The 18,812-nt window shown below is 58.5% G+C and carries 27 protein-coding genes; 17 read left to right on the top strand and 10 right to left on the bottom strand.

Features of this window, described 5'->3' with window-relative positions; translation table 11 throughout:
* The first annotated feature begins 111 nt into the window (after nt 1–111).
* Together AA309_RS09410 and AA309_RS09415 are read left to right on the top strand one after the other, a co-directional pair.
* Entirely contained in the window at nt 112–711 is a 600-nt protein-coding gene (locus AA309_RS09410; RefSeq protein ID WP_047188766.1) for a hypothetical protein, read from the top strand.
* Between the two features lie 212 nt (nt 712–923).
* Nucleotides 924–1,535: a DUF1217 domain-containing protein gene (locus AA309_RS09415; RefSeq protein ID WP_280136893.1), complete on the top strand. Its 612-nt coding sequence runs from the start codon at nt 924–926 to the stop codon at nt 1,533–1,535.
* A 36-nt stretch (nt 1,536–1,571) separates the two neighbouring features.
* Here the strand turns inward: AA309_RS09415 and AA309_RS09420 are convergent, their stop codons facing one another.
* The 5 genes from AA309_RS09420 to AA309_RS35805 all read right to left on the bottom strand — a co-directional run bounded on the left by AA309_RS09420 (nt 1,572) and on the right by AA309_RS35805 (nt 5,467).
* A complete protein-coding gene (locus tag AA309_RS09420) occupies nt 1,572–2,177 on the bottom strand; it encodes a hypothetical protein (RefSeq protein WP_047188768.1) in 606 nt (201 codons plus the stop codon).
* 326 nt (nt 2,178–2,503) lie between these two features.
* The gene (locus tag AA309_RS37195) at nt 2,504–2,635 is read right to left on the bottom strand and encodes a hypothetical protein (RefSeq protein ID WP_280136890.1); all 132 of its coding nucleotides are present in this window, start codon (nt 2,633–2,635) and stop codon (nt 2,504–2,506) included.
* Nucleotides 2,636–2,746: 111 nt separating this feature from the next.
* Nucleotides 2,747–2,908 carry a BLUF domain-containing protein gene (locus AA309_RS37625; RefSeq protein ID WP_150117469.1) on the bottom strand — a complete coding sequence of 54 codons (162 nt, stop codon included), beginning with the start codon at nt 2,906–2,908 and terminating at the stop codon, nt 2,747–2,749.
* Between the two features lie 177 nt (nt 2,909–3,085).
* Nucleotides 3,086–4,756: a methyl-accepting chemotaxis protein gene (locus AA309_RS09435; protein WP_047188771.1), complete on the bottom strand. Its 1,671-nt coding sequence runs from the start codon at nt 4,754–4,756 to the stop codon at nt 3,086–3,088.
* 537 nt (nt 4,757–5,293) lie between these two features.
* On the bottom strand, nt 5,294–5,467 hold the full coding sequence (locus AA309_RS35805) for a hypothetical protein (RefSeq protein WP_200901971.1): 174 nt from the start codon (nt 5,465–5,467) through the stop codon (nt 5,294–5,296).
* A gap of 145 nt (nt 5,468–5,612) precedes the next feature.
* Here AA309_RS35805 and AA309_RS09445 point away from each other — a divergent pair, with 145 nt between their 5' ends.
* A complete protein-coding gene (locus AA309_RS09445; RefSeq protein ID WP_047188773.1) occupies nt 5,613–5,879 on the top strand; it encodes a GlsB/YeaQ/YmgE family stress response membrane protein in 267 nt (88 codons plus the stop codon).
* Nucleotides 5,880–5,938: 59 nt separating this feature from the next.
* Here AA309_RS09445 and AA309_RS09450 read toward each other — a convergent pair whose 3' ends face one another.
* The gene (locus AA309_RS09450; protein ID WP_425286861.1) at nt 5,939–6,181 is read right to left on the bottom strand and encodes a YgaP-like transmembrane domain; all 243 of its coding nucleotides are present in this window, start codon (nt 6,179–6,181) and stop codon (nt 5,939–5,941) included.
* A 129-nt stretch (nt 6,182–6,310) separates the two neighbouring features.
* On the opposite strand from AA309_RS09450, the gene AA309_RS09455 reads away from it, so the two are divergent.
* The 11 genes from AA309_RS09455 to AA309_RS09500 all read left to right on the top strand — a co-directional run bounded on the left by AA309_RS09455 (nt 6,311) and on the right by AA309_RS09500 (nt 12,811).
* Nucleotides 6,311–6,805, top strand: a complete 495-nt coding sequence (locus tag AA309_RS09455; RefSeq protein ID WP_047188774.1) for a YciE/YciF ferroxidase family protein — start codon at nt 6,311–6,313, stop codon at nt 6,803–6,805.
* 242 nt (nt 6,806–7,047) lie between these two features.
* Nucleotides 7,048–7,224 carry a hypothetical protein gene (locus AA309_RS35135; protein ID WP_160310430.1) on the top strand — a complete coding sequence of 59 codons (177 nt, stop codon included), beginning with the start codon at nt 7,048–7,050 and terminating at the stop codon, nt 7,222–7,224.
* 119 nt (nt 7,225–7,343) lie between these two features.
* Nucleotides 7,344–7,730: a helix-turn-helix domain-containing protein gene (locus AA309_RS09460; protein WP_047188775.1), complete on the top strand. Its 387-nt coding sequence runs from the start codon at nt 7,344–7,346 to the stop codon at nt 7,728–7,730.
* Between the two features lie 107 nt (nt 7,731–7,837).
* Entirely contained in the window at nt 7,838–8,365 is a 528-nt protein-coding gene (locus AA309_RS09465) for a hypothetical protein (RefSeq protein ID WP_200901972.1), read from the top strand.
* Between the two features lie 12 nt (nt 8,366–8,377).
* Entirely contained in the window at nt 8,378–8,770 is a 393-nt protein-coding gene (locus AA309_RS09470; RefSeq protein WP_047188776.1) for a phage holin family protein, read from the top strand.
* Nucleotides 8,767–9,183, top strand: coding sequence for a DUF3618 domain-containing protein (locus tag AA309_RS31825; RefSeq protein ID WP_052954597.1), 417 nt, complete (start codon nt 8,767–8,769; stop codon nt 9,181–9,183). Before AA309_RS09470 ends, AA309_RS31825 begins: the two co-directional genes overlap by 4 nt.
* A 21-nt stretch (nt 9,184–9,204) precedes the next feature.
* Complete coding sequence (locus tag AA309_RS31830; RefSeq protein ID WP_052954598.1) at nt 9,205–9,945, top strand: hypothetical protein; 741 nt, start codon at nt 9,205–9,207, stop codon at nt 9,943–9,945.
* Between the two features lie 386 nt (nt 9,946–10,331).
* Nucleotides 10,332–10,685 carry a response regulator gene (locus AA309_RS09485; protein ID WP_052954599.1) on the top strand — a complete coding sequence of 118 codons (354 nt, stop codon included), beginning with the start codon at nt 10,332–10,334 and terminating at the stop codon, nt 10,683–10,685.
* A gap of 41 nt (nt 10,686–10,726) precedes the next feature.
* Complete coding sequence (locus tag AA309_RS09490) at nt 10,727–11,758, top strand: UV damage endonuclease UvsE (protein ID WP_047188777.1); 1,032 nt, start codon at nt 10,727–10,729, stop codon at nt 11,756–11,758.
* 94 nt (nt 11,759–11,852) lie between these two features.
* A complete protein-coding gene (locus AA309_RS09495; protein ID WP_084731058.1) occupies nt 11,853–12,299 on the top strand; it encodes a response regulator in 447 nt (148 codons plus the stop codon).
* A gap of 188 nt (nt 12,300–12,487) precedes the next feature.
* A complete protein-coding gene (locus tag AA309_RS09500; RefSeq protein WP_047188778.1) occupies nt 12,488–12,811 on the top strand; it encodes an SWIB/MDM2 domain-containing protein in 324 nt (107 codons plus the stop codon).
* An 18-nt stretch (nt 12,812–12,829) separates the two neighbouring features.
* On the opposite strand, the gene AA309_RS09505 is transcribed toward AA309_RS09500, so the two are convergent.
* Complete coding sequence (locus AA309_RS09505) at nt 12,830–13,432, bottom strand: hypothetical protein (RefSeq protein ID WP_052954600.1); 603 nt, start codon at nt 13,430–13,432, stop codon at nt 12,830–12,832.
* A 117-nt stretch (nt 13,433–13,549) separates the two neighbouring features.
* Between AA309_RS09505 and AA309_RS09510 the strand changes: the two genes are divergently transcribed.
* Together AA309_RS09510 and AA309_RS09515 are read left to right on the top strand one after the other, a co-directional pair.
* A complete protein-coding gene (locus AA309_RS09510; RefSeq protein ID WP_047188780.1) occupies nt 13,550–14,413 on the top strand; it encodes a D-amino-acid transaminase in 864 nt (287 codons plus the stop codon).
* A 53-nt stretch (nt 14,414–14,466) separates the two neighbouring features.
* Entirely contained in the window at nt 14,467–14,808 is a 342-nt protein-coding gene (locus AA309_RS09515; RefSeq protein WP_047188781.1) for a hypothetical protein, read from the top strand.
* Nucleotides 14,809–14,817: 9 nt separating this feature from the next.
* Here AA309_RS09515 and AA309_RS31835 read toward each other — a convergent pair whose 3' ends face one another.
* The 3 genes from AA309_RS31835 to AA309_RS09530 all read right to left on the bottom strand — a co-directional run bounded on the left by AA309_RS31835 (nt 14,818) and on the right by AA309_RS09530 (nt 17,658).
* Complete coding sequence (locus tag AA309_RS31835; protein WP_052954601.1) at nt 14,818–15,837, bottom strand: coiled-coil domain-containing protein; 1,020 nt, start codon at nt 15,835–15,837, stop codon at nt 14,818–14,820.
* A 169-nt stretch (nt 15,838–16,006) separates the two neighbouring features.
* Complete coding sequence (locus AA309_RS09525) at nt 16,007–16,606, bottom strand: DUF1134 domain-containing protein (protein WP_047188782.1); 600 nt, start codon at nt 16,604–16,606, stop codon at nt 16,007–16,009.
* 143 nt (nt 16,607–16,749) lie between these two features.
* Nucleotides 16,750–17,658 carry a 3'(2'),5'-bisphosphate nucleotidase CysQ family protein gene (locus AA309_RS09530; protein WP_425286862.1) on the bottom strand — a complete coding sequence of 303 codons (909 nt, stop codon included), beginning with the start codon at nt 17,656–17,658 and terminating at the stop codon, nt 16,750–16,752.
* Nucleotides 17,659–17,748: 90 nt separating this feature from the next.
* On the opposite strand from AA309_RS09530, the gene chpT reads away from it, so the two are divergent.
* Entirely contained in the window at nt 17,749–18,390 is a 642-nt protein-coding gene (gene chpT / locus AA309_RS09535) for a histidine phosphotransferase ChpT (RefSeq protein WP_047188783.1), read from the top strand.
* The last annotated feature ends 422 nt before the right edge of the window (nt 18,391–18,812 follow it).

Here is an 18,812-nt window from a genome sequence, read left to right on the forward strand (position 1 = left end):
ACCAGAACAGCTCGATGATCCTGAAGCTCTTCCAGTAAGAGCCACAATATCGCTTGAGAGGGGCCTCGCCTTGGAAAGGGCGAGGCTTCTTTTTTAAGAGTTGGTGCGGCCATGAGAGAGAAGCCGTCTTATTCCTTTTCTTTGAAGAAAGTTTCGTGCCTCACCGTGGCGCTCGGAATCACGTGTTCCTTCGCGGCCGGACAGGTGCAGGCTCTGGCAACGTGGATCGGCTCCTGGGACTACGTCCTCCGTCACGATGAGGAGGGAAAACCGCAAGCCGCATTCGCACGGTTACGGGGCGAAAACGAAGCGCTGCTATGGCTGACGTGTTCGCGGATGGCAGTCGGCGAAGACTTGCCGGAAGCCATGTCCATGACGGCTGCGGTTTCACAGAGAAGCTATCTAGGGTTCAGTGCCCCTAGGGGGCGCAGCACCGTCTACTGGTTCGACAATGGCAGCCCGGAGCTGAGTTACTGGACTTACCGCGGCAGAGTGGGGCAGCTTGCCAATTCGGAACAGGTTGCTCTCTTCCTGGAAAAATTGTCTGGAGCCCAGTCGCTGGTCATTGAGCTCTCGAACTATCGCTATGAAACACTAAGATCAGAATTCCAGTTCGACGCAGCCGATACCAAGGCTGTTGCTGAAAGGTTCAGGCAGGATTGCCGGGATATAGCTGGTCGTGTGAACGCCGATCGATCCTTGATCCGTTAAGGCGGCTTGTCGAAACGCGAATTGTTTGAAGGTTTGCCATGGTCAGCACGTCAACCCGGTATCATATCATCACAACCAACATGACGCGCACGAAGGCGCTGATTGAACAAGATCCTGTCGTCAAGCGTGAGACGGATTACTACAATGCGACGATCAAGAAAATTAAAACAGTCGACGAGTTCATCAAGAACGACAGGGTCTTCAAATTTGCCATGAAGGCCTATGGTCTGGAGGACATGGCCTACGGCAAGGCACTCATCAAAAAGCTGCTTAAAGAGGGCGTTACTAGTCCTCAGAGCATGGCGAACAAGATGAGTAATCCGCTCTACAAGGAATTTGCGAAAGCCTTCGACTTTGCCGGGAAAGGGGCAGCGGCGACATCCGCCGCCAGCGCCACGACAGGAGCGGTGCAGAGATATATTCAACAGACTTTGGAACAGCAGGAGGGCAAGGACAATCAGGGCGTTCAGCTGGCGCTCTATTTCAAGCGCAAGGCTTCATCTGTCACGACGACAATGGGGATCCTGGCCGACAAGGCGCTTTTGAAGTTCGTTCAGACGACATTCGGTATCCCCGAGGCAGCCTCGAGAGCCGATCTCGACTTTCAGGTTCGCAACCTTGAAAAGTTCCTGAACGTGAAGGATCTCCAGGATCCGAAGAAGGTGGACAAGCTGATCCAGCGATTCAATGCCATGTGGGACATGAATAACGCGACATCGGCAACGATGTCGCCTGTGCTCAGCCTTTTCAATCAATCCACTGAGCAGGGGATGAGCATCGATCTTATGATGAGCATCGCCAAGCTGAGGCTTGGCGGATCGTGATCAGACAATCGATGAGGTCAGCGCGCCACTCTGAGCTCAGTTCGTCAAGCTGGCGACCGATCCTTCAGTAATGGTGGTCTCTGACGTAACAACGGCCCAACCGGTGTCAGAGCGTTCAATGGAGAGAATTTGACCCGCTCCAGGGATCTTCATGCCGGGAGTGACCCACCATAATCCATTTGGACCTTCGATCAATGCCGATGCAGTTGTTGCACGATGGATCACATAGCGTGCGACAATGGCTCCTCCGGAATCAGACTCATTTGTCGCGGGCTTCTCTTCATCCTCGGAGTGATCGAATGTATTACTCTCCCTTGTTGATGCGGTGATCAGGGAATGAGCTGTCATTTGGAGCCTTTCCGCGACGTGGCTTCCCCGTGCAGAAATCGAACTCCCGACGCTTGGTAGATACGCATAGCCGTCGCTATAGAAAGCAGCATAGACAGGGAGCGCCATAGAGGAGACCACGAGCGCTGCACCCAGGCCGATTACAATACGGTCTCCCGTTGCCTCCTTGGCGCGGATGAGCTCTTCCAGGCGGCGAACCTTCTGCGCATGAGTCTCGAGAACGATCCGATCTGCCTTGAGATCATTCTCTGCCCTTGCCACTTGTTCCATCGCTTTGTCGAACCGAGTGAGCATAACTGTTCCTGTCAATAGAATCAGAGATGTTGGTCTATGTTTCTCATAACATTAAGCCAAGTTGTCAGCATTCTTTGAGAGCAATCTCCTGCCTGCTTGAGGTAAAGTCAGCTTCGCGCAAGCCACGATCATTACGTTCACGATGTCCGTTTAGGGCGATCGGGAGTGGAACTTGCTGCGGATGTACCAGAGGTTTTGCTCCCAATTCTCTTTCAAGGTCATCGCCTGAATCGCCGCACATAATATGCTTGTTCTCGCAAGAATCTGCTGATTCAGCCTTTTGCTTTCTGCCGGCTTGCGAATATCAACCATAGACATCCGCCCTATCAATGTGCGGCCTGTTCTCTCAGGAGAGCCATCAGCAGCTGAAGAACACGCTCGCCATCCTCGGCCCTGCTGGCATGGACGTCTGGAGAAATCTCGGGATCGATCCGGGGTAGCGGCGTAGCGAATGCCATGATCCATCTTTTGAATTCCCGTTTCGGGACGGCGCCATGTTCTTGCACCGTCACGGCTGCATGACGTGGATCGCAGGCCATATGTCCAAAGAGATCCCAGACGGCTTTCGGTTACCCCTCGATGACCTGCGCGAAACCCTTGGTATCAAACAGCAGAACACTGGAAATTCCTGCGGGACCGTTGTGCTCCGGAGGATGAGAGAGAATGTCAAGAACAGTCGCGGACAGATCGGGCAAGTGCGGGTCTTGAATTCTCAAGCTATGGTAGATCAGCCGATAGGTTTCTGGAGGAGCTTCGTCCTCTGGATTGAAGCTGACCTGATAGCACTATCGCCCTTGACTTCGAAAGCGCTGATCAGCAGTTGGGACGAGCTTCATCAGACCCGATTGAGGATGCTCTCTTCTCAGGGGTAAGGAGAGAGAGCATCCAATTTGAATATTCTACAAGTACTAAGCTGCTCTGACTTCGATGAGGAAGTTGGAGACCTCGCGTCCAAGTTCGCTCGACCGCCTCGCCAGCTCCTGAGCTGCGCCGAGAACTTGCGAGGCCGCGGCACCCGTATCGCCAGCGCCCTTCTGGACATCCACGATGTTGCCGGTGACCGATTCCGTGCCGCGGGCAGCTTCCTGCACATTGCGAGCGATCTCTGCGGTCGCCGCTCCCTGCTCCTCCATCGCGGCCGCAATGGAGATCGAGATCTGAGACATCTCGTTGATGGTACGCGCAATCTCCTGAATCGCTTCGACGGTCTGCTGGGTAGCCTGCTGCACGGATCCGATCTGCTGTGAGATCTCCTCCGTGGCCTTGGCCGTCTGGCTGGCGAGATCCTTCACCTCGGATGCGACGACGGCAAAGCCTTTACCTGCCTCGCCGGCGCGTGCCGCCTCAATCGTGGCATTGAGTGCCAGCAGGTTCGTCTGGCCTGCGATGTTGTTGATGAGCTGAACGACATTGCCGATTTTCTCTGCCATGGCAGCCAGATCCTGAACAGTGGCGTTCGTCCGCTGAGCGCCTTCAACGGCACGGTCGGCAATTTGGGAGGATTGCGTAACCTGGCCTGCAATCTCGCGAATGGAAATGGAGAGTTCTTCCGTGGCGGCGGCGACTGTCTGAACATTGGCCGAAGTCTGCTGCGCGGCAGACGATACCGTCATGGACTGGCTGGTCGTCTGGTTCGCGACTGAGGCCATGGATCGGGCGGTCGTTTCCATTTCGTTAGCCGAAGATGAAAGGTGCTGTACGAGCCCACCGACGCTGCGCTCAAATTGTTGTGCGAGGGCAGCCATCTCTGCTTTGCGCTTCTCGGCCATTTGGCTTTCCGTCGCCTCTTGCTCGAGCTTGAGGCGTTGGGTTTCCTGCATGGCATCGGCAAAGACCTGGGTGGCTTTCCAGATATCACCAATCTCGTCGCGGCTCGGCTTGACCTGCGGCAGATTGAAATCACCGGATGCCAACTTCTGGATCGCTCCGGTCAGAGCTTGGAGCGGACGGGCAATCTGGCGGTGGCCGATCAGCCAGCCCAGCAGAAGCGCAATGAGCGTGCAGCCGCCCGCCATGGAGAGCAGCAGCATCAACATCTTGCTATAAAGCTCTTCGGCCTTTTGCTCGACAGCGTCCATGGCCTGGCGTCCATGCTCTGTGAAGGCGTCGATACCGACCTGGAAGGCCTTTCTGTTCGCGCGATTCTCGTCCGTGTTGCCCTGTGCATTAGCTGCCGCAGGAGAGACTTCCGTGCCTAGGCGAACAGTCTCAGTCCGAAAAGTTTTGAAACTTGCCGCGTTCTTTTCCAGAGTCTCAAACAATGCCGTGTCTTCTGCCGGGACGTATAGCTTCCATTGCCTGAGCAGAGTATCGATCTCGGTGAGAGCGAGCAGGGCGCCATCCCCGAATTTTCGAGCTTCCTTCGTGTCGGTCGACGCGTATATGCCACGCGATTCCATGACAACCTGGGTCACCAGCCTGTTCAGACGCTCGGCATAGAGAGCGTGAATGGCGGCGTCTCTGACTTCGTCGACGGCTGCATTATAGGTTCGCACCGTGCCGATCGCGACGCCGGCTATGATGATGGTGCCTAAGCTCAATGCAGAAACGAGCGCAAATAGCTTTGTCTTGATTTTCATTGTTTCCCCCGTGAGCCAGATCGCTGCTGCAGTTTATGTGAGCGGCTAACAGACTTAGCGGGGATTGCTTGTGTGAGACTTGCCTGCTTCTGCTGACGTTTCGCATTCAAAATGCCAAGGCAGGAGGCGTCTTTCGTGCGCTCTCGTGCCCGGTAGTAGATTAGTCTGATAAAGGCGGTAAGAACCGAGGGCAGGGGGCGCTACCCTCACGCCAGCCGGGAGGATATCGACCTTCTGGCGCAATGGACTGAAGTGACGGGAGAGTTCCTGGGCTGCTCCGATCGCTTGCTTGGCGGCAACCTCCGTCTGGCCTGCTCCCCTACTGGGCATCCAGGTCCGACATTGAGGCTCAACAGGGATGAATGAAGAGATCTCGATCTTGAGCCTTGCGATCGTTCTCCGTGCTTATGGTCAAGCTAGAAGGTGACGAGAGACCTCTGGCGGCCCCAATCCTAACGAAATTTTAATCTCGGTAGGATTATTATCCGAATGAGAATAGAAAGGGACTGGCCCCGAAATGGGTAAGCGTTGCTCGGCCTACACTTCTCTTGATTCCGCCGCCGGCGTGATTCCGAGATCGCTCAATTTGGCGCGAACATCGGTAATTGAGCGCTTGAGCTTGAGGCTGATGACGGAAACCGGCATTCCTTCCTGCGCCAGCGACTTGAGCATCTGAACGGCCTCATAGGTCCAAGGGGATTCGGCATTCATCGCAATCACCTCCAATGGCAGAGGTGAAAGGTCTCCTCCAAGTGCGGCAAGATCATGAAAAAATGCCGCTCGCAGTCCCTGGGCGGTCGCAACCTTAGCTAGGGATGCGCGTTTTTGAGAAGGCAACACACTCAGGGATCATAGCATGAGCATCATCTGGACCATCATTATCGGCTTTGTGGCTGGCCTTATCGCCAAGTGGATCATGCCGGGCCGGAATGAACCTTCCGGGTTCATCATGACGACCATCCTCGGCATCATCGGTGCTGTAGTCGCCACGTATCTTGGACGCGCCGTCGGCTGGTATGGGCCCGATGATGGAGCGAACTTCATCGGCGCCATTGTGGGAGCCGTCATCGTTCTCTTCATTTATGGTTTGATCGCCGGTCGGCGCTCGACGACGACTTACTGAGAGGTTGAAATGGGCCGCGCCGATGGTTGCGGCCCATTCGTTTAGCAAGAGGATCCGCCTCAGGCGGCTTCGTGGGAGCCCATCAGGGCTGCCTTGACTGGGCAATTGCCCACATAGCCGCGCCAGGCGAGATAAGAGCCGCCTGCGAGCGCTAGAATATTCATGAGAGGATTAGGGCGCGGCTTGACGGCCGCCGCGGCGAGGCCGAGCCCTGCGAGCATATAGATGCCGCGCTCCGTCGCGCTCAAATTCGGTTCTCCGTTCATCAGTGATCCGGTGCTGGCCGAGATGATATTCGCCACGTTCGTTCTCCTTGGGGTACAAAGGGCCGAACGCGACGTGGATCGTTGTTGTTCCGGGAGATGGCAATTCCAAAGGAACCTCAAAACTTGGCCGTCGTTGAGTCCACTCTCACCAAGAGGAGTTGGACGATGCCTGCCAAGGAAAAGACCTTGAACGACTTGTTCCTTCACACCCTGAAGGATGTCTACTACGCCGAAAAGCAGATCCTGAAGGCACTGCCCAAAATGGCCAAGGCCACGGAATCCGAGGAACTCAAGCAGGCCTTCGAGACGCACCGTGAGGAAACCGAAGGTCAGATCGAGCGCCTTGAACAGGTTTTCGAGATGCTCGGCAAGGCGGCTCGTGGCGTGCAGTGCGAGGCCATCAACGGCATCATCGAAGAGGGTAAGGAAGTCATGGAAGACTTTGCCGACAGCGAGGCCCTCGACGCCGGTATCCTGGCGGCTGCGCAGGCTGTCGAGCACTATGAAATCACCCGCTACGGCTCCCTGAAGACTTGGGCGCAGGAGCTCGGCATGGGCGATGCCGCAAGACTGCTCGACCAGACCCTGCAGGAAGAGAAGAAGACCGATCTGCTGCTGACGAAACTGGCCGAGGCCCGGGTCAACATAAAAGCTGCTTAAGGTCACTGTCTTAAAGACAAAGCCCCGCCAGGAAAGCGGGGCTTTGCTTTTGCATGACGCTGGTGGAGGTGCCGGGCATCAGGGCCGGTGGGACTTGCAGGGCGCAACGCTGGTGACGAGGGTCAGGCGTAGCAACCCTGACGGCTGCACTCCGAGCGTTGTCTTCATGGTTTCGGATTGCTCAACCAAGTGCGGAACACCAGCAGCCTCAGGCGCGAGATCGGCGGTACAAGATCAAGCAGGTGGCTCTGGTTCTCGCCGAGGCCTTCGATTATTTCCCGATTATTTCCTCTTGCGCGAAAGAGGCGACGGGAGAGGCCTCGTCAGGCAGCGACATGGGGCACCTGATCGAGGCGGAGAAGCTGGAATCTTCCCGTACCAACAATGGGCCGCGCAGTCCTGCAGGCTTCCCAACATGATACAGGCTATCAGTGGGGTCTATTGAAAGGAGCATATCATACTCCTTCTACCATAGGTAAGATAATGGTATATTGATGCAATCGCGGCCATAAAGAGCCCTAAAGAGTAGGAGAAGCGGTTGCAGCAGAAGTCACCCAACCCCATCGACAAGCATATCGGCAGCCGGGTGCGGGCCAGACGGATCATGCTCGGGATGAGCCAGGAGAAACTGGCGGAAGCCTTGGGGCTCACGTTTCAGCAGGTTCAGAAATACGAAAAAGGGGTCAACCGCATCGGGGCTAGCCGCCTTCTGCATATCGCCAGCATTCTGGATGTGAACATCGAGTTCTTCTTCGAGGAGGCGCCTGGACTGCGTAAGGGCGGCTTCTCGGATGATAGCGTCATGGCGGAGTTTCTGACGAGCCCGGACAGCGACCGTCTCGTGCGTGGTTTCGTCCGTCTGAAGGACGACGAAGCCCGTAAGAAAGTGGCCGACCTTGTCGACTGGCTTGCATCGATCCGCTAGTTTCCGCTCTCGAATATCTCTGATGGTTCAACGCGAAAGAGCCTTGCGCTCCTCGGAACCTGCCGCGCTTCTAATGGTTACTCCCCCACGATTGAGAGAGGTTGACCATGGGCGTGGGACAGCAGAACGGCAATAGGCAGCAGGATACCGGCGGCGATGATTGGGACGCCCTGAGAGGGGATGTCGGCGAGATGGCTGGTGCGGCCGTCGAGCGTGGCCGTTACTTTATTGAATCGGCGCGCGAGCAGGCGGCCGATTACGTCGGGCATCGCAAGGACGACATTGCGCAGTCGGTAGCGGATTTCGCGACCTCTTTGCGCGAGTCTACCCACTCCTTCGACGAGCGCCCGAACATTCGCGCTGTCGTCGACAGCGCTGCCGATGGCTTGGAGCAGCTCGCCGAGTCGATCAGAGATCGCAGCTTTGCGGATATCTTCAATGACTTCGAGGATGTCGTCCGGCGTCGCCCTGCAACGGTTGCTGCAGTGTCGGTCGCTGTTGGATTCCTGACGGCGCGGTTCCTCAAGAGCACGGCCGAGGACCTGCGGCAGGAACGCATGACCCCAAGCGTCTCGAGTCCAGGCCAGGGGCGTTCACAGCAGGCCCAGCGCTCGCGCGCCAGAGCCGGTGCATGACGGAGAGCGTCCATGCAGGGTAACAACAACCAAACCATTCAGGGCCTCGTCGGTGAGGCCCTGCGTGAATCCACTGATCTCGCGCAGAAAGAATTCACGCTCTTCCGCACTGAGATTTCTCAGAATATTCGAACCCTCTTTATCGGATTGGCCATGGTCGTGGTTGCCGCGATCTTCGCGATTGCCGCAGTCATGCTCCTGACGGAGTCGCTCGTCGAGTGGCTGGCAACAGTTGTCAATTCCGAGGCTTTGGCTGCTCTCATCGTAGGTGGCGTTCTGGCGCTCGTCGCCATTGGCCTCGGCCTCTACGGGCGTCATGCCATGACGGCTTCATCGCTCACGCCGCAAAGAACCATGCGTTCGCTCAAACGTGATGCGGAAGTTCTGTCCGAGAGAGGTGCATGATGACACAGAGCCTTCAGGATCTGGAGAGGGACATCGAGCAGAGCCGCGCGCAGCTTGATCGCACCATCGACCAACTCCAGAACAAGATGACCGTCTCGGGTGTCGTCGACGATATGCTGGGAACAGCGCGCGCGAGCCAGTACGGCCCTGTCTATGACAGGGTTCTTGAGACGGTTCGCCGTAATCCAGTGCCTGTCATGCTGATTGCGATGGGCCTTGGCCTTCTCGCCTATCGCCTTGGGCGTCCGGCGAGACTTCGCCCCACGCGGCTGATCGCTGCGGATGAGGACTTCATCACCGAGCATGATCTCACCGGAGAACCGGACGATCTGCGTCTCTATCCCTCGGGAGCAGCTCCGCTGGAGCAGGCGGACGGCATGTTCGATCACCGCAGAATGAACTCCCGCATTTAACGCACGGAACAGGAGCTTTTCATGGCCAACGGAAAGAACGAAGGTGGCAAGTCGCCGACCGACAAGCAGAACGAGACCGGATCCGGCAAGGTTTCGGCCGGTACGTCTGTCGGCAATATCGGCGAGGCTCCGATGCCTCACGCTCATGAGGAGAAAAAAAACGCGCAGAGTTCAACGCTCGCGTCTCACACCTCCCATCCGTTGGGCGGCAACCAAGGTGGTGATAGGTCGAAGGTCGGGTCGCAGTTCCAGTCCCCGCAGCAGCGCGAACGGGATCAGGGTGGCTCGATGACGGACACGGCTCAGCAGATGGCAGGCGACATGCGCCACCGTGCTGAAGAGGCCTACGAAGGCGCTTCCGAATGGGCACGTGACACCTATGAGCGTGCAACAGACTGGGCATCGGACGCCTATGAAGGCCAGCGTCGTCGCGTGCGCCATATGGGCGGCCGCTCCGCGCGAGCTTTCGGCAGCGCACGTGGCAGCATGCAGAACTACGTGTCGGAAAACCCGATGGTCGTCGGCCTTGTCGGTCTCGCTGCAGGTCTCCTCTTAGGCGCTCTCCTGCCGCGCACGCGGCGTGAGAACGAGGTCTTCGGCGAGTGGGCGGACGAGGTGCGCAACCAAGGCCTTCGCTATGCTCGTGACGCCGCCAATCGCGGCCGCGAATATGTGGAAGAAACCTTCAGCGGTGACGAGCCACAGTTCAGCCGTCACGAAAGCGAGTTCGGCGCTCAAGACCGCGACGCAAACCGTCACTGACGGCAGGTCTTCGAACGAAGCGAAAGCGCTGGCCTCGGGCCGGCGCTTTTCATTTTGGCGTGATTCACGGGAGATGAACTACCCCAGAAATGGGAACGGCCACGGCGAGATCATGCGCGTACATCCGGCGTCATCATCTCGGCATCGTGACCGCATCTGGCAGGCAACGCCGCCAGGTTGACACTGAAATGGTATTGGACAGGCTTCATTTCAAGGCCTGGGTTTCAGAAATTTAACCATACCGCATCGAATTCCGGAGAGATTCCGGTCGAGCTGGAACCCTCCATCGGCAAGCCCGTTGCCACTCGTGGTTGGATAGAGTTGCGGTTCATCTGAACAGACTGTTCGAAAGGCGATCCGGCAGGGTCTGTGAGTGGAGTCTTGGCGTGCGTATTCTGATTTTGGAAGATGATCCCTTTATCGCATCCGATCTTCAGACGATCCTGGAGGACGAAGGGCATGAGATCGTCGGCATTTTTGGTTCACTGGCTGAAACGTACGAGCATCTTGAGGATGACTTTGATTACGCGCTTCTTGACGTGGATGTAGTTGGCGGCAAGAGTTTTGGCGTAGCAAATGCGCTCGCCGAAAGACGTATCCCTTTTGCCTTCGTGTCGGCATCGCAGCCGGGTGATCTGCCTCACTCCTTGCGCGATGTCGCCTTTATTCCGAAACCTTTCGAGGAGCGCGCCATTTTGCAGTCGATCGACGAGACCTCGCCCCGCTCCTATTCGTGCTAAAGGCATGTGGCAGGAACCTGGATCATAGAACTCCATCTCTCATGCCCAATCCCAGACTTGGCTTCTGCTGCAAGTTTCTGCCTCAGGGTCGTGAGGCGGAAACGGTACGGCAGATGAACACCACAACGGTGACGATGGCCTATCTCGGCCGTCTCGGTCCGGAGGCTGCCTATGACAAGCTGGCCACCGTCGTAGCGCATAACCTAGAGGCGGCCGTCCGCCAGATTGCGCATGTTGCGAGCCGTCCGAAGCTGGAGCGATTGCATCGTCTCTCCAGTGATCTTCTGCCGGGCTATACGCATCCAAGCTGCCAGGAGTTCTATCGGGACCGGGACCTGCGCGATCTTGTCGAGACCAAGCTCGCGTCAGCGGGACAGCTCGCGCGGGAGCATGACGTGCGCCTCAGCATGCATCCCGGTCAATTCTGCGTGATTGCCTCCGCGAGCCCATCTGCTGTTGTCAATGGGATGGCGGAGTTCGAGTACCATGCGGATGTGATGCGCTACATGGGATACGGCGAAGGCTGGCATCCGTTCGGCGCCCATATCAACATTCATGGTGGAGCGAAGGCTGTCGGTGTCGAGGGCATCCGCGAGGGCCTCGGCCGCTTGTCTGAAACGGCGCGCAATCTGATCACCATTGAGAACGATGAGGTCAGCTTCGGCCTTGACGATCTCCTGCCGCTTGCAGATGCGGTGCCGCTTGTTCTCGATCTCCACCATCACTGGATCAAGAGCGGGGGCGAGTATGTCGAGCCCGACGATCCCAGAATCGAGCGGATCATCACCTCCTGGCGGGGCGAGCGGCCTTTAAGTCATATCAGCGTGTCCCGGGAGGATCTGCTGCCGGATCACGACATCCACGTGCTCCCCGACTACAAAGCCCTCATTCAGGCTGGAATCAGGCCTAAGGATCTGCGCGGTCATTCCGATCTGATGTGGAACATGGCGGTCAACGATCTCGTCGCATGCCATCTCGCCTGGTCTGATTTCGAGGTGGAAGCGAAACTGAAGAACATCGCTTCCGAGGGGCTGGCCCGCCATGTGGAAGGGCAGGGGGCTCTGGTCGCGTGAAAATCTGACCAAAAGGTCAACTGGTCTGCTTCAGGTCTGGAACAAACGCTCAGCTCGAGCGTTCATGGGCATTGTGCAGTCTGCCGAGCGCCCGATGCCTGAGTCCCCGTCCACAGTTCTTTTGGTTGAAGACGAGCCCCTCATTCGTCTCTTTGTTGCAGAACTTCTGGAGGAATCCGGATTCAAGGTGGTGGAAGCCGCCAATGCTACCGAGGCTTTGGTGCTTCTGGAAGCGGGCCTTGAGGTGAATGTTCTGCTCACCGACGTGGACATGCCGAACGGCTGCAATGGGTTCGAACTCGCTCATAAAGTTCATGAATCCTGGCCTGAGGCCGAGATCCTGATCATGTCCGGGCGGCAATGGCCTGCCGAGGGCGACCTGCCCATGGGAGCGGCTTTTCTGGCGAAACCCTGCCCGAACGAGGCGATCGTCTCCCATGTCCATTCTGCGGCCGAGCGGTCCAGAAGGACCTCCCGTCCGAGGCAGAGTCCGATCCTTCGGGAAACGGCGAAAATCCTCCCCTTTCCGAAAACCGCCTAAATCCCTGAACTCTGTCTTGCTGAAGGCGCGGAGCAGACATAAGCTCTGCCGGAATTGACCTTCCATCGGGGGCTGGGGCCTTTTACATAGTCTCCGGAATATCCGACCCAGGGCAGGTCAATGAGCTTTCGAGGCCTAAGATGAAACGGCTGTCGACAAGCTTTCCCACTCTACTCCCGGAGGAATACATGCCGACCAAGACGACAGACGGAAAAGCCGGAGCGAAGAAGGCTGCTGCCAAGCCGGCCACCAAGAAGGCCGCTGGTTCCAAGCCCAATGCTCTTCAGCAGCCCCTGCAGCCGTCCAAGGAACTGGCTGCCATCGTGGGCTCGGACCCGCTGCCGCGTGGCGAGGTTGTGAGCAAGATGTGGGACTACATCAAGAAGAACAACCTGCAGAACCCTGAGAACAAGCGCGAGATCATCGCCGACGACAAGCTGAAGCCGATCTTCGGCAAGCCGAAGGTGACCATGTTCGAGATGAACAAGCACCTCGCTCAGCACCTGAAATAAGGCCATTCGGCTTCTTGATCAGGAATCCTGCCGCCATTGGATGAGCGGCAGGATTTCCGGCCTCTGGCCCGGCGCTCGTCTCCACGGATCGACCGCCCATTCCTGTCCGCTCCCCTTTTCCGCTATGATGGCAGTGAAATGCGGGTAACGGCCATCCAGAAAGAAACCCCGCGACTCCGGCGGCTCGACCCGATGATAGGTCAGCAGGCCTTGTTCCTGCAGCACGAGCAGCAGGCTCGTCGTATTCGCGGTCTCGTCCAGGCAGTCCATCTGACCATGAACGCCCGACATCTGAGCCGGTGAGCCCGGGATATCCGGCCTGCCGCCAATGGAGGCAGCAAGATACGCCGTGTAGGCGCTCACCACCTGCCCGAGGGCTCTCCTCTCCGCCTCGGGCGACGCGCTGCCGGACTTCAGGAGAGCGCTCGCCCGGCTGAGCAGAGTTCCATCCACAGAAATCGCCTGACGGCGAGAGCAGCCATAACCATGGCAGGCGATGATGCGAGTGCCTGCAGGTCCCACATATCCTTGGCTCTGAAACCAGCTCAGCGCAGCCTGCGAGGCTCCCGCTGGAGAGGACAGAGGCAGCACCGATAAGACCGCTGAAATGAAAAGTGGCATCGCTTTCATCGTGGGGTTACCTATGGCCATGCTGATGGGATACGTAGGGATCTAGGTCACCCGGCCGTGGCGCCTATCTGCTAAGGTGGCTCAAGAATTCCATCATTCGAGGTATCCATGTCCCGCATCGTGTTCCTGAATGGCTCGTTCCTGCCTATCGAAGAGGCCAAGGTGCCTTTCATGGATCGAGGTTTCCTGTTCGGGGATGGCATCTATGAAGGCATTGCCGTGCTGGGCGGACATCTCGTCGACAACGAGGCGCATCTCGAGCGCCTGGAGCGGTCGCTTCGTGAGGTGCGGATCCCGAATCCTTATACTCGGGAGGAATGGACGCAGCTTGAGGAGGAACTCGCCCGCCGCAACGGCCTGACGGAGGGCTTCATCTATTTCCAGGTGACACGCGGTGTGGCGGAGCGTGATTTCATGTTCCCTGAAAACACCACGCCAACGGTCGCGATGTTCACGCAGGCGAAATCCATCGTGAACTCTCCCGCAGCAGAAACGGGCATCGCCGTGATCACCGTGCCTGATCTGCGTTGGAAGCGGCGTGACATCAAGTCGATCAACCTGCTTGCCCAGGTTCTCGCCAAGCAGGCTGCAAAGGAAGCCGGTGCGCAGGAGGCCTGGATGGTGGAAGACGGCTTCGTGACCGAAGGGGGTTCGTCGAGCGGCTTCATCGTCACGAAGGAAGGGCGCATCGTCGCGCGCCCGCTTTCGAATGCCATTCTTCCCGGCATTACGCGGCAATCACTCCTTGCTCTCTCGAAAGAGGCGGGGATTGAGCTTGAGGAGCGCCCCTTCACCGTCGAAGAAGCCTGCGATGCTGCCGAGGCTTTCCTCACGAGTGCATCGAATTTCGTGCTTCCCATCGTCTCCATCGACGGACGTCCGATTGGTAACGGCAAGCCCGGTCCGGTCACGAAGAAGCTGCGGGCAATCTATATCAGGATGGCGACAGCACAGCGCATGGCGGCTGAATAAGCCAAGCGGAACTGCCACAAGGGTCGCCCGTTGCCTTTTGAAAGGAGCGGTCCATGAAGCGAATCCTGGTTCTGTCCCTGGCCATGGTCGGCGGTGTCACCGCCGCCCTGGCGCAAAACCCCGAGGTGCTGAATCAGCAGGCTCCTAATATGCCGCCGCTGCAGCAGATGCCTCCTGAAAAGGTGGAGCCAGAAGGAATCCGGCCTCAGGAGGATCCGTCTTCGACTGGATCGACCTTGAGTGACAGGCTTGAGGAATCCGAAGGCGTCATTCGCCCGCCGGAGACAGGTGCGCCTGACATCACCGTGCCTGCGCCCGTTCCGAACCCTGGTACGACACCGGTCATTCCGCCACCGGGAAGCCCAGGCGGCAATCAGCAGGTCGAACCGAAGTAAGCCAGCTGCTCAAGAGACAGCGGGGTCGGGCAGGTTCTGCTTTCCAGCCGCCCTATTGCGCTTATTGTTGCGGCCATTCCCATTGCGGGGATCGGACGCAGGGTTGCTCTTCATCACTTTGGCTGCGACTTCGCTGATCTGGCGGCGCAGCTCCTCGTCGCCCTTCCCGAAGCTCTCCTGCGAGGCGATGCGGTTTCGCGCCTCGTCGCGCTCGGCCTCGATCTCCCGAATGCGCTGTTCCAGGATCAGGCCACGCTCCTGTTCGGCGGCCAGATCCTTGGCGAGTTCGGTAAGGCGCTTGCGCTCGTCCGAGAGTTCGCTGTGGCGCTCGTTCACCGCGCGTTCGAAATCGTTGCCGCGTGCGGTCTGCGTCATCAGGCGCGTTTCGAGATCCGAGATGGCGATGCGTTTGGCATCAATGTCACTCAAGGCTGCCGTCAGGCGCTGGTCGGTGTCGGCATGGTCCGCTTCAAGGCGTGCGAGCTTCTCCTGAGTATGAAGCAGCTCCGTCTTTGTCCGGGAGCGGTCGTTCTGAGCGAGATCCAGCTCCATGCGGGTATTGGACAATTCGTTCAGCGTCGCGCGGTGAGCGTTTTCGAGAGCGGCAAGGGTTTCGCGAGCGCTGGCGAGATAAGTCTTCGTCTGCCCCAGCTCGTCCTCGAAAGCAGCGAGCCGTGTCTGCGTTTCCGCAAGTGTTCTTTCAAGCTCAGCGATGACCTTGTCGCGCTCGCTCAGAGTGCTCTCGAGAGCCTCGATCCGAACCGCACGGCGGCCTAGCTCCTCCATGCTTTGGTGCTTGGCGGCAAGCGCCTCCTCGGCCTTGCGCTCGATCTTGCGCTGCAGAACCGCGAACTCGGCGCGTAAGTGGTCCTTCTCCGCCGTCAGCTCGGAGATGGACATGGGGAACAGCGCCTCGGCTCTCCGGCGCGCAAGGCGTTGCGCGCGGGCATTGACGGCGGGAATGATGAGAAGCGCGATGAGGGTTGCTGCCACAAACCCCAGCGCGAAGATCATGATGGTTTCGACCACGCGGACGCCAACTCCAAGAGACCTGAAAAGAGACCAGACCGGTAACGCTCAAGCACCTTGCCTTGTGCCTGCGCAGCTTTCTAGAGCCTGAGGCTCCGAATGGCCGGTTCTAGGGCATCTTTAAGTCCTTTCCACTGGCGTAGAAGCGGGGCGGCGTTCCGGGAGCCCCTTAGAAGGGGTTCCAGGTCGGTTCGGGTGTGAACTTCAGATAGCCCATGTTGACGCCGAGCCGTGCTCCGACGCCGGTACGGATCGGAACCACAACCATCTCGTCCGCCGCCAGCGCCGTCATGCCGAAGCCTCCGATGAAATAGGCCGAGCCGTCGATGCCGACGAAACGCTTATAGAGGGCGTCCGTGAAGGGCATGTTGTAGACCAGCATCATGGTCCGGGCGCCTTCACCGCCGAAATCGAAGCCCACAGACGGTCCCTGCCAGAAGACTCTGCGCTCGCCCGCATTGCGGGTGAACAGCTTGCCTTCGCCATAGCGCAGGCCGCCGACGATGGCGCCGGAGGCTTCCTGGCCGAGGATATAGCCGTTGGGCTCACCCCAGCGGCGGACGGCTTCTTCGAGAGCCGAGGCCAAACCGCGGGAGGCGGAGCCGAAGAACTGATGGCCCGACTCGACCAATTCATTGGAGTTGAAGGAGTTCGGGGCGCCCGGATTGCTCGCGTAGGCGCGATGGGTGGTCTGGGCGGAAGCCTGAAAGGGGAGGGCGCCGACAAGGGCGGCTAAAGCAGCAGCAGCCAATGAAAGGCGGAAGCGCATGGGCTATCTCCTCGTATGAGACAGGGGGCGAGCCGGCTTTCTGAGGCCGGACGGCTTCTATCGAACCCCGACTTTACGAGCATCAACCCTAACAATGTCTGTACGAGCGGCGCTTTAGTGCCGCAGGGGCAGGTCCGGGGGCCTCAAGCCACAGCGACCGGCAGGTCCAGCTTGGGAGCGAGAGAGGTGTCCCCCATGGCGGCGAAGGGGCCGTTCCGGTAACCGCGATCCTCGTGGCCATAGGTGAGGGAAACACTGCCGGGACCGACGACGCTGCCTCCGGCGCAGCTGAGAATGTGATCGCCCGCCGCCGTATCCCACTCCATGGTCGCGCCGCACCGCACATAGATATCGGCCTCGCCCGAGGCGATAAGGCAGAACTTCAGGGCAGACGACGTCATGCGCCTTGTGCCGATGGAGAGCACCGAAAGGCAGGCCTCCGTGGCGATATCGCCATGGCGGCGGCTGACCAGCGCCACGAGGCCATCTTCGGGGGCTTGCCTGACCTTGATTTCCCGCCACTCGAATGTGCTACCGCCTGTCTCGGGCATGGCGCTCATCCGGGCGGTCGTGCCGGCAATCCAGATCGAGCCCATGGCCGGAGCTGCGACAGCGGCGGCCAGAGGGCGGTCTCCCCGGATCAGGGCGATGTTGACGCTGTATTCTCCCGTGCCGTTGAGAAAGTCGCCCGTGCCGTCGAGGGGGTCGACCAGGAAAAAGAAATCACCCGTATGGGCGGTGCTCGCCGTTTCCTCCGCCACCACCGGCACCCCAGGCCAAGCCTCGTTCAGGCGGCGAATGATCAGCTGTTCCGCCGCCAGATCGGCTGCCGTGGTTGGGCTTCCGTCGTCCTTGATACGCTTTTCGATCAAGGCATTTTCCATGCCTCGCAGCAGATGGGCGGCCTCCGAGGCGATCGGGGCCAGCTTCAGGGCGATGTCTTCAGGATGAGAGTCATCGAGGCGCATGATGAATTTGTGCCTGTTCTCGGAAGACCTGTCGATCTCTTTTGCCTTCTTTCCAAAGAACTCGTAGCCGAGTATCCGGTTCACGTTCTCTTTCCCGTTTGGCGATATTCGTGGGACTGGAAATCCAGAATTTCATGAATCCAACGCTGAACTTACGGTCTACCCGGAGCCCTTATGGCCACCATCTCCCTTGATTCGCTCGATCTCGCCGCCCTTCTTTGCTCACGCGTCTGCCACGACGTGATTTCGCCGGTCGGCGCGATCGTCAACGGGCTCGAGGTCCTGGAGGACGATAGCGACACCTCCATGCGCGAATTCGCGCTCGACTTGATCCAGAAGAGCGCCCGACAGGCCTCCGCCCGCCTCCAGTTCGCCCGTCTTGCCTTCGGCGCGGCAGGCTCGGCCGGAGCCTCCATCGATCTCGGCGATGCCGAACAGGTCGCGCGTGGCCTCTTCCTCGACGACAAGGTCACCTTCTCCTGGTCCTCGCCGCGCCTCCTGTTCCCGAAGAACAGGGTCAAGCTTCTCCTCAATCTGGTCATGATCGCCATCACCGCGATCCCGCGCGGCGGTTCGATTGCAGTGACGGTGACGGGCGATGCGGAGAACTGCGAGTTCACGATCAAGGCGAAGGGGATGAATGCACGCATCCCGGCGCACTCGCAGGAGTTGCTGGCAGGCCAGTCGGAAACCGGCACGGTGGACGCGCACGGCATTCAGATTTACTACGCCGGGATGGTCGCGCGCGCGTCGAACATGAACATCGCCTTCAGCATCGAGGGCGATGAAGTGACGATCAAGTCGGCTAGTGTTTGAGAAGAAGTCTGAGTGAGGCGCTCTCGTCGAGCGTCTCACTTAAGTTGTCCGGATTACCTCTTTATCAAGACGTGCGCCGATGTAGAAGTCGACGATTATGATGATAGGCGTTGCGGGTCATGCCGGCGTCACAAGGCCCATGAGGGTCTTCGTCATCATCCAGGCATTTCCATAAACATGCACGTGATGCGTCAATGACAGAGAAGGACTTGCAAGGCCCAACACTGCGAGGCTCCACGCATTAAGGTTGCGTCGCAATCGCCTGCGGTTCCGGATCAGCGGCAGTAGCAGCATCAATGCTTGCAGTACGAAGAACAATGCACAGACAGCTGAGGAAGGAAGGAGGAACTCTTTCAGAAGCGATGCTGCGACGGTCTCTCCCGCCAAAGAGAGGTACTCCCGACCGATGCGGTCGTGAGCTT

Origin of the sequence: Microvirga vignae (assembly GCF_001017175.1) — a bacterium.
GTDB lineage: Bacteria > Pseudomonadota > Alphaproteobacteria > Rhizobiales > Beijerinckiaceae > Microvirga > Microvirga vignae.

What these genes read in the sequence shown, in the direction of transcription:
- AA309_RS09410 (WP_047188766.1), top strand. Translation starts at nt 112, where the DNA reads ATGAGAGAGAAGCCGTCTTATTCCTTTTCTTTGAAGAAAGTTTCGTGC.
- AA309_RS09415 (WP_280136893.1), top strand. Translation starts at nt 924, where the DNA reads ATGAAGGCCTATGGTCTGGAGGACATGGCCTACGGCAAGGCACTCATC.
- AA309_RS09420 (WP_047188768.1), bottom strand. Translation starts at nt 2,177, where the DNA reads ATGCTCACTCGGTTCGACAAAGCGATGGAACAAGTGGCAAGGGCAGAG.
- AA309_RS37195 (WP_280136890.1), bottom strand. Translation starts at nt 2,635, where the DNA reads ATGGCATTCGCTACGCCGCTACCCCGGATCGATCCCGAGATTTCTCCA.
- AA309_RS09435 (WP_047188771.1), bottom strand. Translation starts at nt 4,756, where the DNA reads ATGAAAATCAAGACAAAGCTATTTGCGCTCGTTTCTGCATTGAGCTTA.
- AA309_RS35805 (WP_200901971.1), bottom strand. Translation starts at nt 5,467, where the DNA reads ATGAATGCCGAATCCCCTTGGACCTATGAGGCCGTTCAGATGCTCAAG.
- AA309_RS09445 (WP_047188773.1), top strand. Translation starts at nt 5,613, where the DNA reads ATGAGCATCATCTGGACCATCATTATCGGCTTTGTGGCTGGCCTTATC.
- AA309_RS09455 (WP_047188774.1), top strand. Translation starts at nt 6,311, where the DNA reads ATGCCTGCCAAGGAAAAGACCTTGAACGACTTGTTCCTTCACACCCTG.
- AA309_RS09465 (WP_200901972.1), top strand. Translation starts at nt 7,838, where the DNA reads ATGGGCGTGGGACAGCAGAACGGCAATAGGCAGCAGGATACCGGCGGC.
- AA309_RS09470 (WP_047188776.1), top strand. Translation starts at nt 8,378, where the DNA reads ATGCAGGGTAACAACAACCAAACCATTCAGGGCCTCGTCGGTGAGGCC.
- AA309_RS31825 (WP_052954597.1), top strand. Translation starts at nt 8,767, where the DNA reads ATGATGACACAGAGCCTTCAGGATCTGGAGAGGGACATCGAGCAGAGC.
- AA309_RS31830 (WP_052954598.1), top strand. Translation starts at nt 9,205, where the DNA reads ATGGCCAACGGAAAGAACGAAGGTGGCAAGTCGCCGACCGACAAGCAG.
- AA309_RS09490 (WP_047188777.1), top strand. Translation starts at nt 10,727, where the DNA reads ATGCCCAATCCCAGACTTGGCTTCTGCTGCAAGTTTCTGCCTCAGGGT.
- AA309_RS09495 (WP_084731058.1), top strand. Translation starts at nt 11,853, where the DNA reads ATGCCTGAGTCCCCGTCCACAGTTCTTTTGGTTGAAGACGAGCCCCTC.
- AA309_RS09500 (WP_047188778.1), top strand. Translation starts at nt 12,488, where the DNA reads ATGCCGACCAAGACGACAGACGGAAAAGCCGGAGCGAAGAAGGCTGCT.
- AA309_RS09505 (WP_052954600.1), bottom strand. Translation starts at nt 13,432, where the DNA reads ATGCCACTTTTCATTTCAGCGGTCTTATCGGTGCTGCCTCTGTCCTCT.
- AA309_RS09510 (WP_047188780.1), top strand. Translation starts at nt 13,550, where the DNA reads ATGTCCCGCATCGTGTTCCTGAATGGCTCGTTCCTGCCTATCGAAGAG.
- AA309_RS09515 (WP_047188781.1), top strand. Translation starts at nt 14,467, where the DNA reads ATGAAGCGAATCCTGGTTCTGTCCCTGGCCATGGTCGGCGGTGTCACC.
- AA309_RS09525 (WP_047188782.1), bottom strand. Translation starts at nt 16,606, where the DNA reads ATGCGCTTCCGCCTTTCATTGGCTGCTGCTGCTTTAGCCGCCCTTGTC.
- chpT (WP_047188783.1), top strand. Translation starts at nt 17,749, where the DNA reads ATGGCCACCATCTCCCTTGATTCGCTCGATCTCGCCGCCCTTCTTTGC.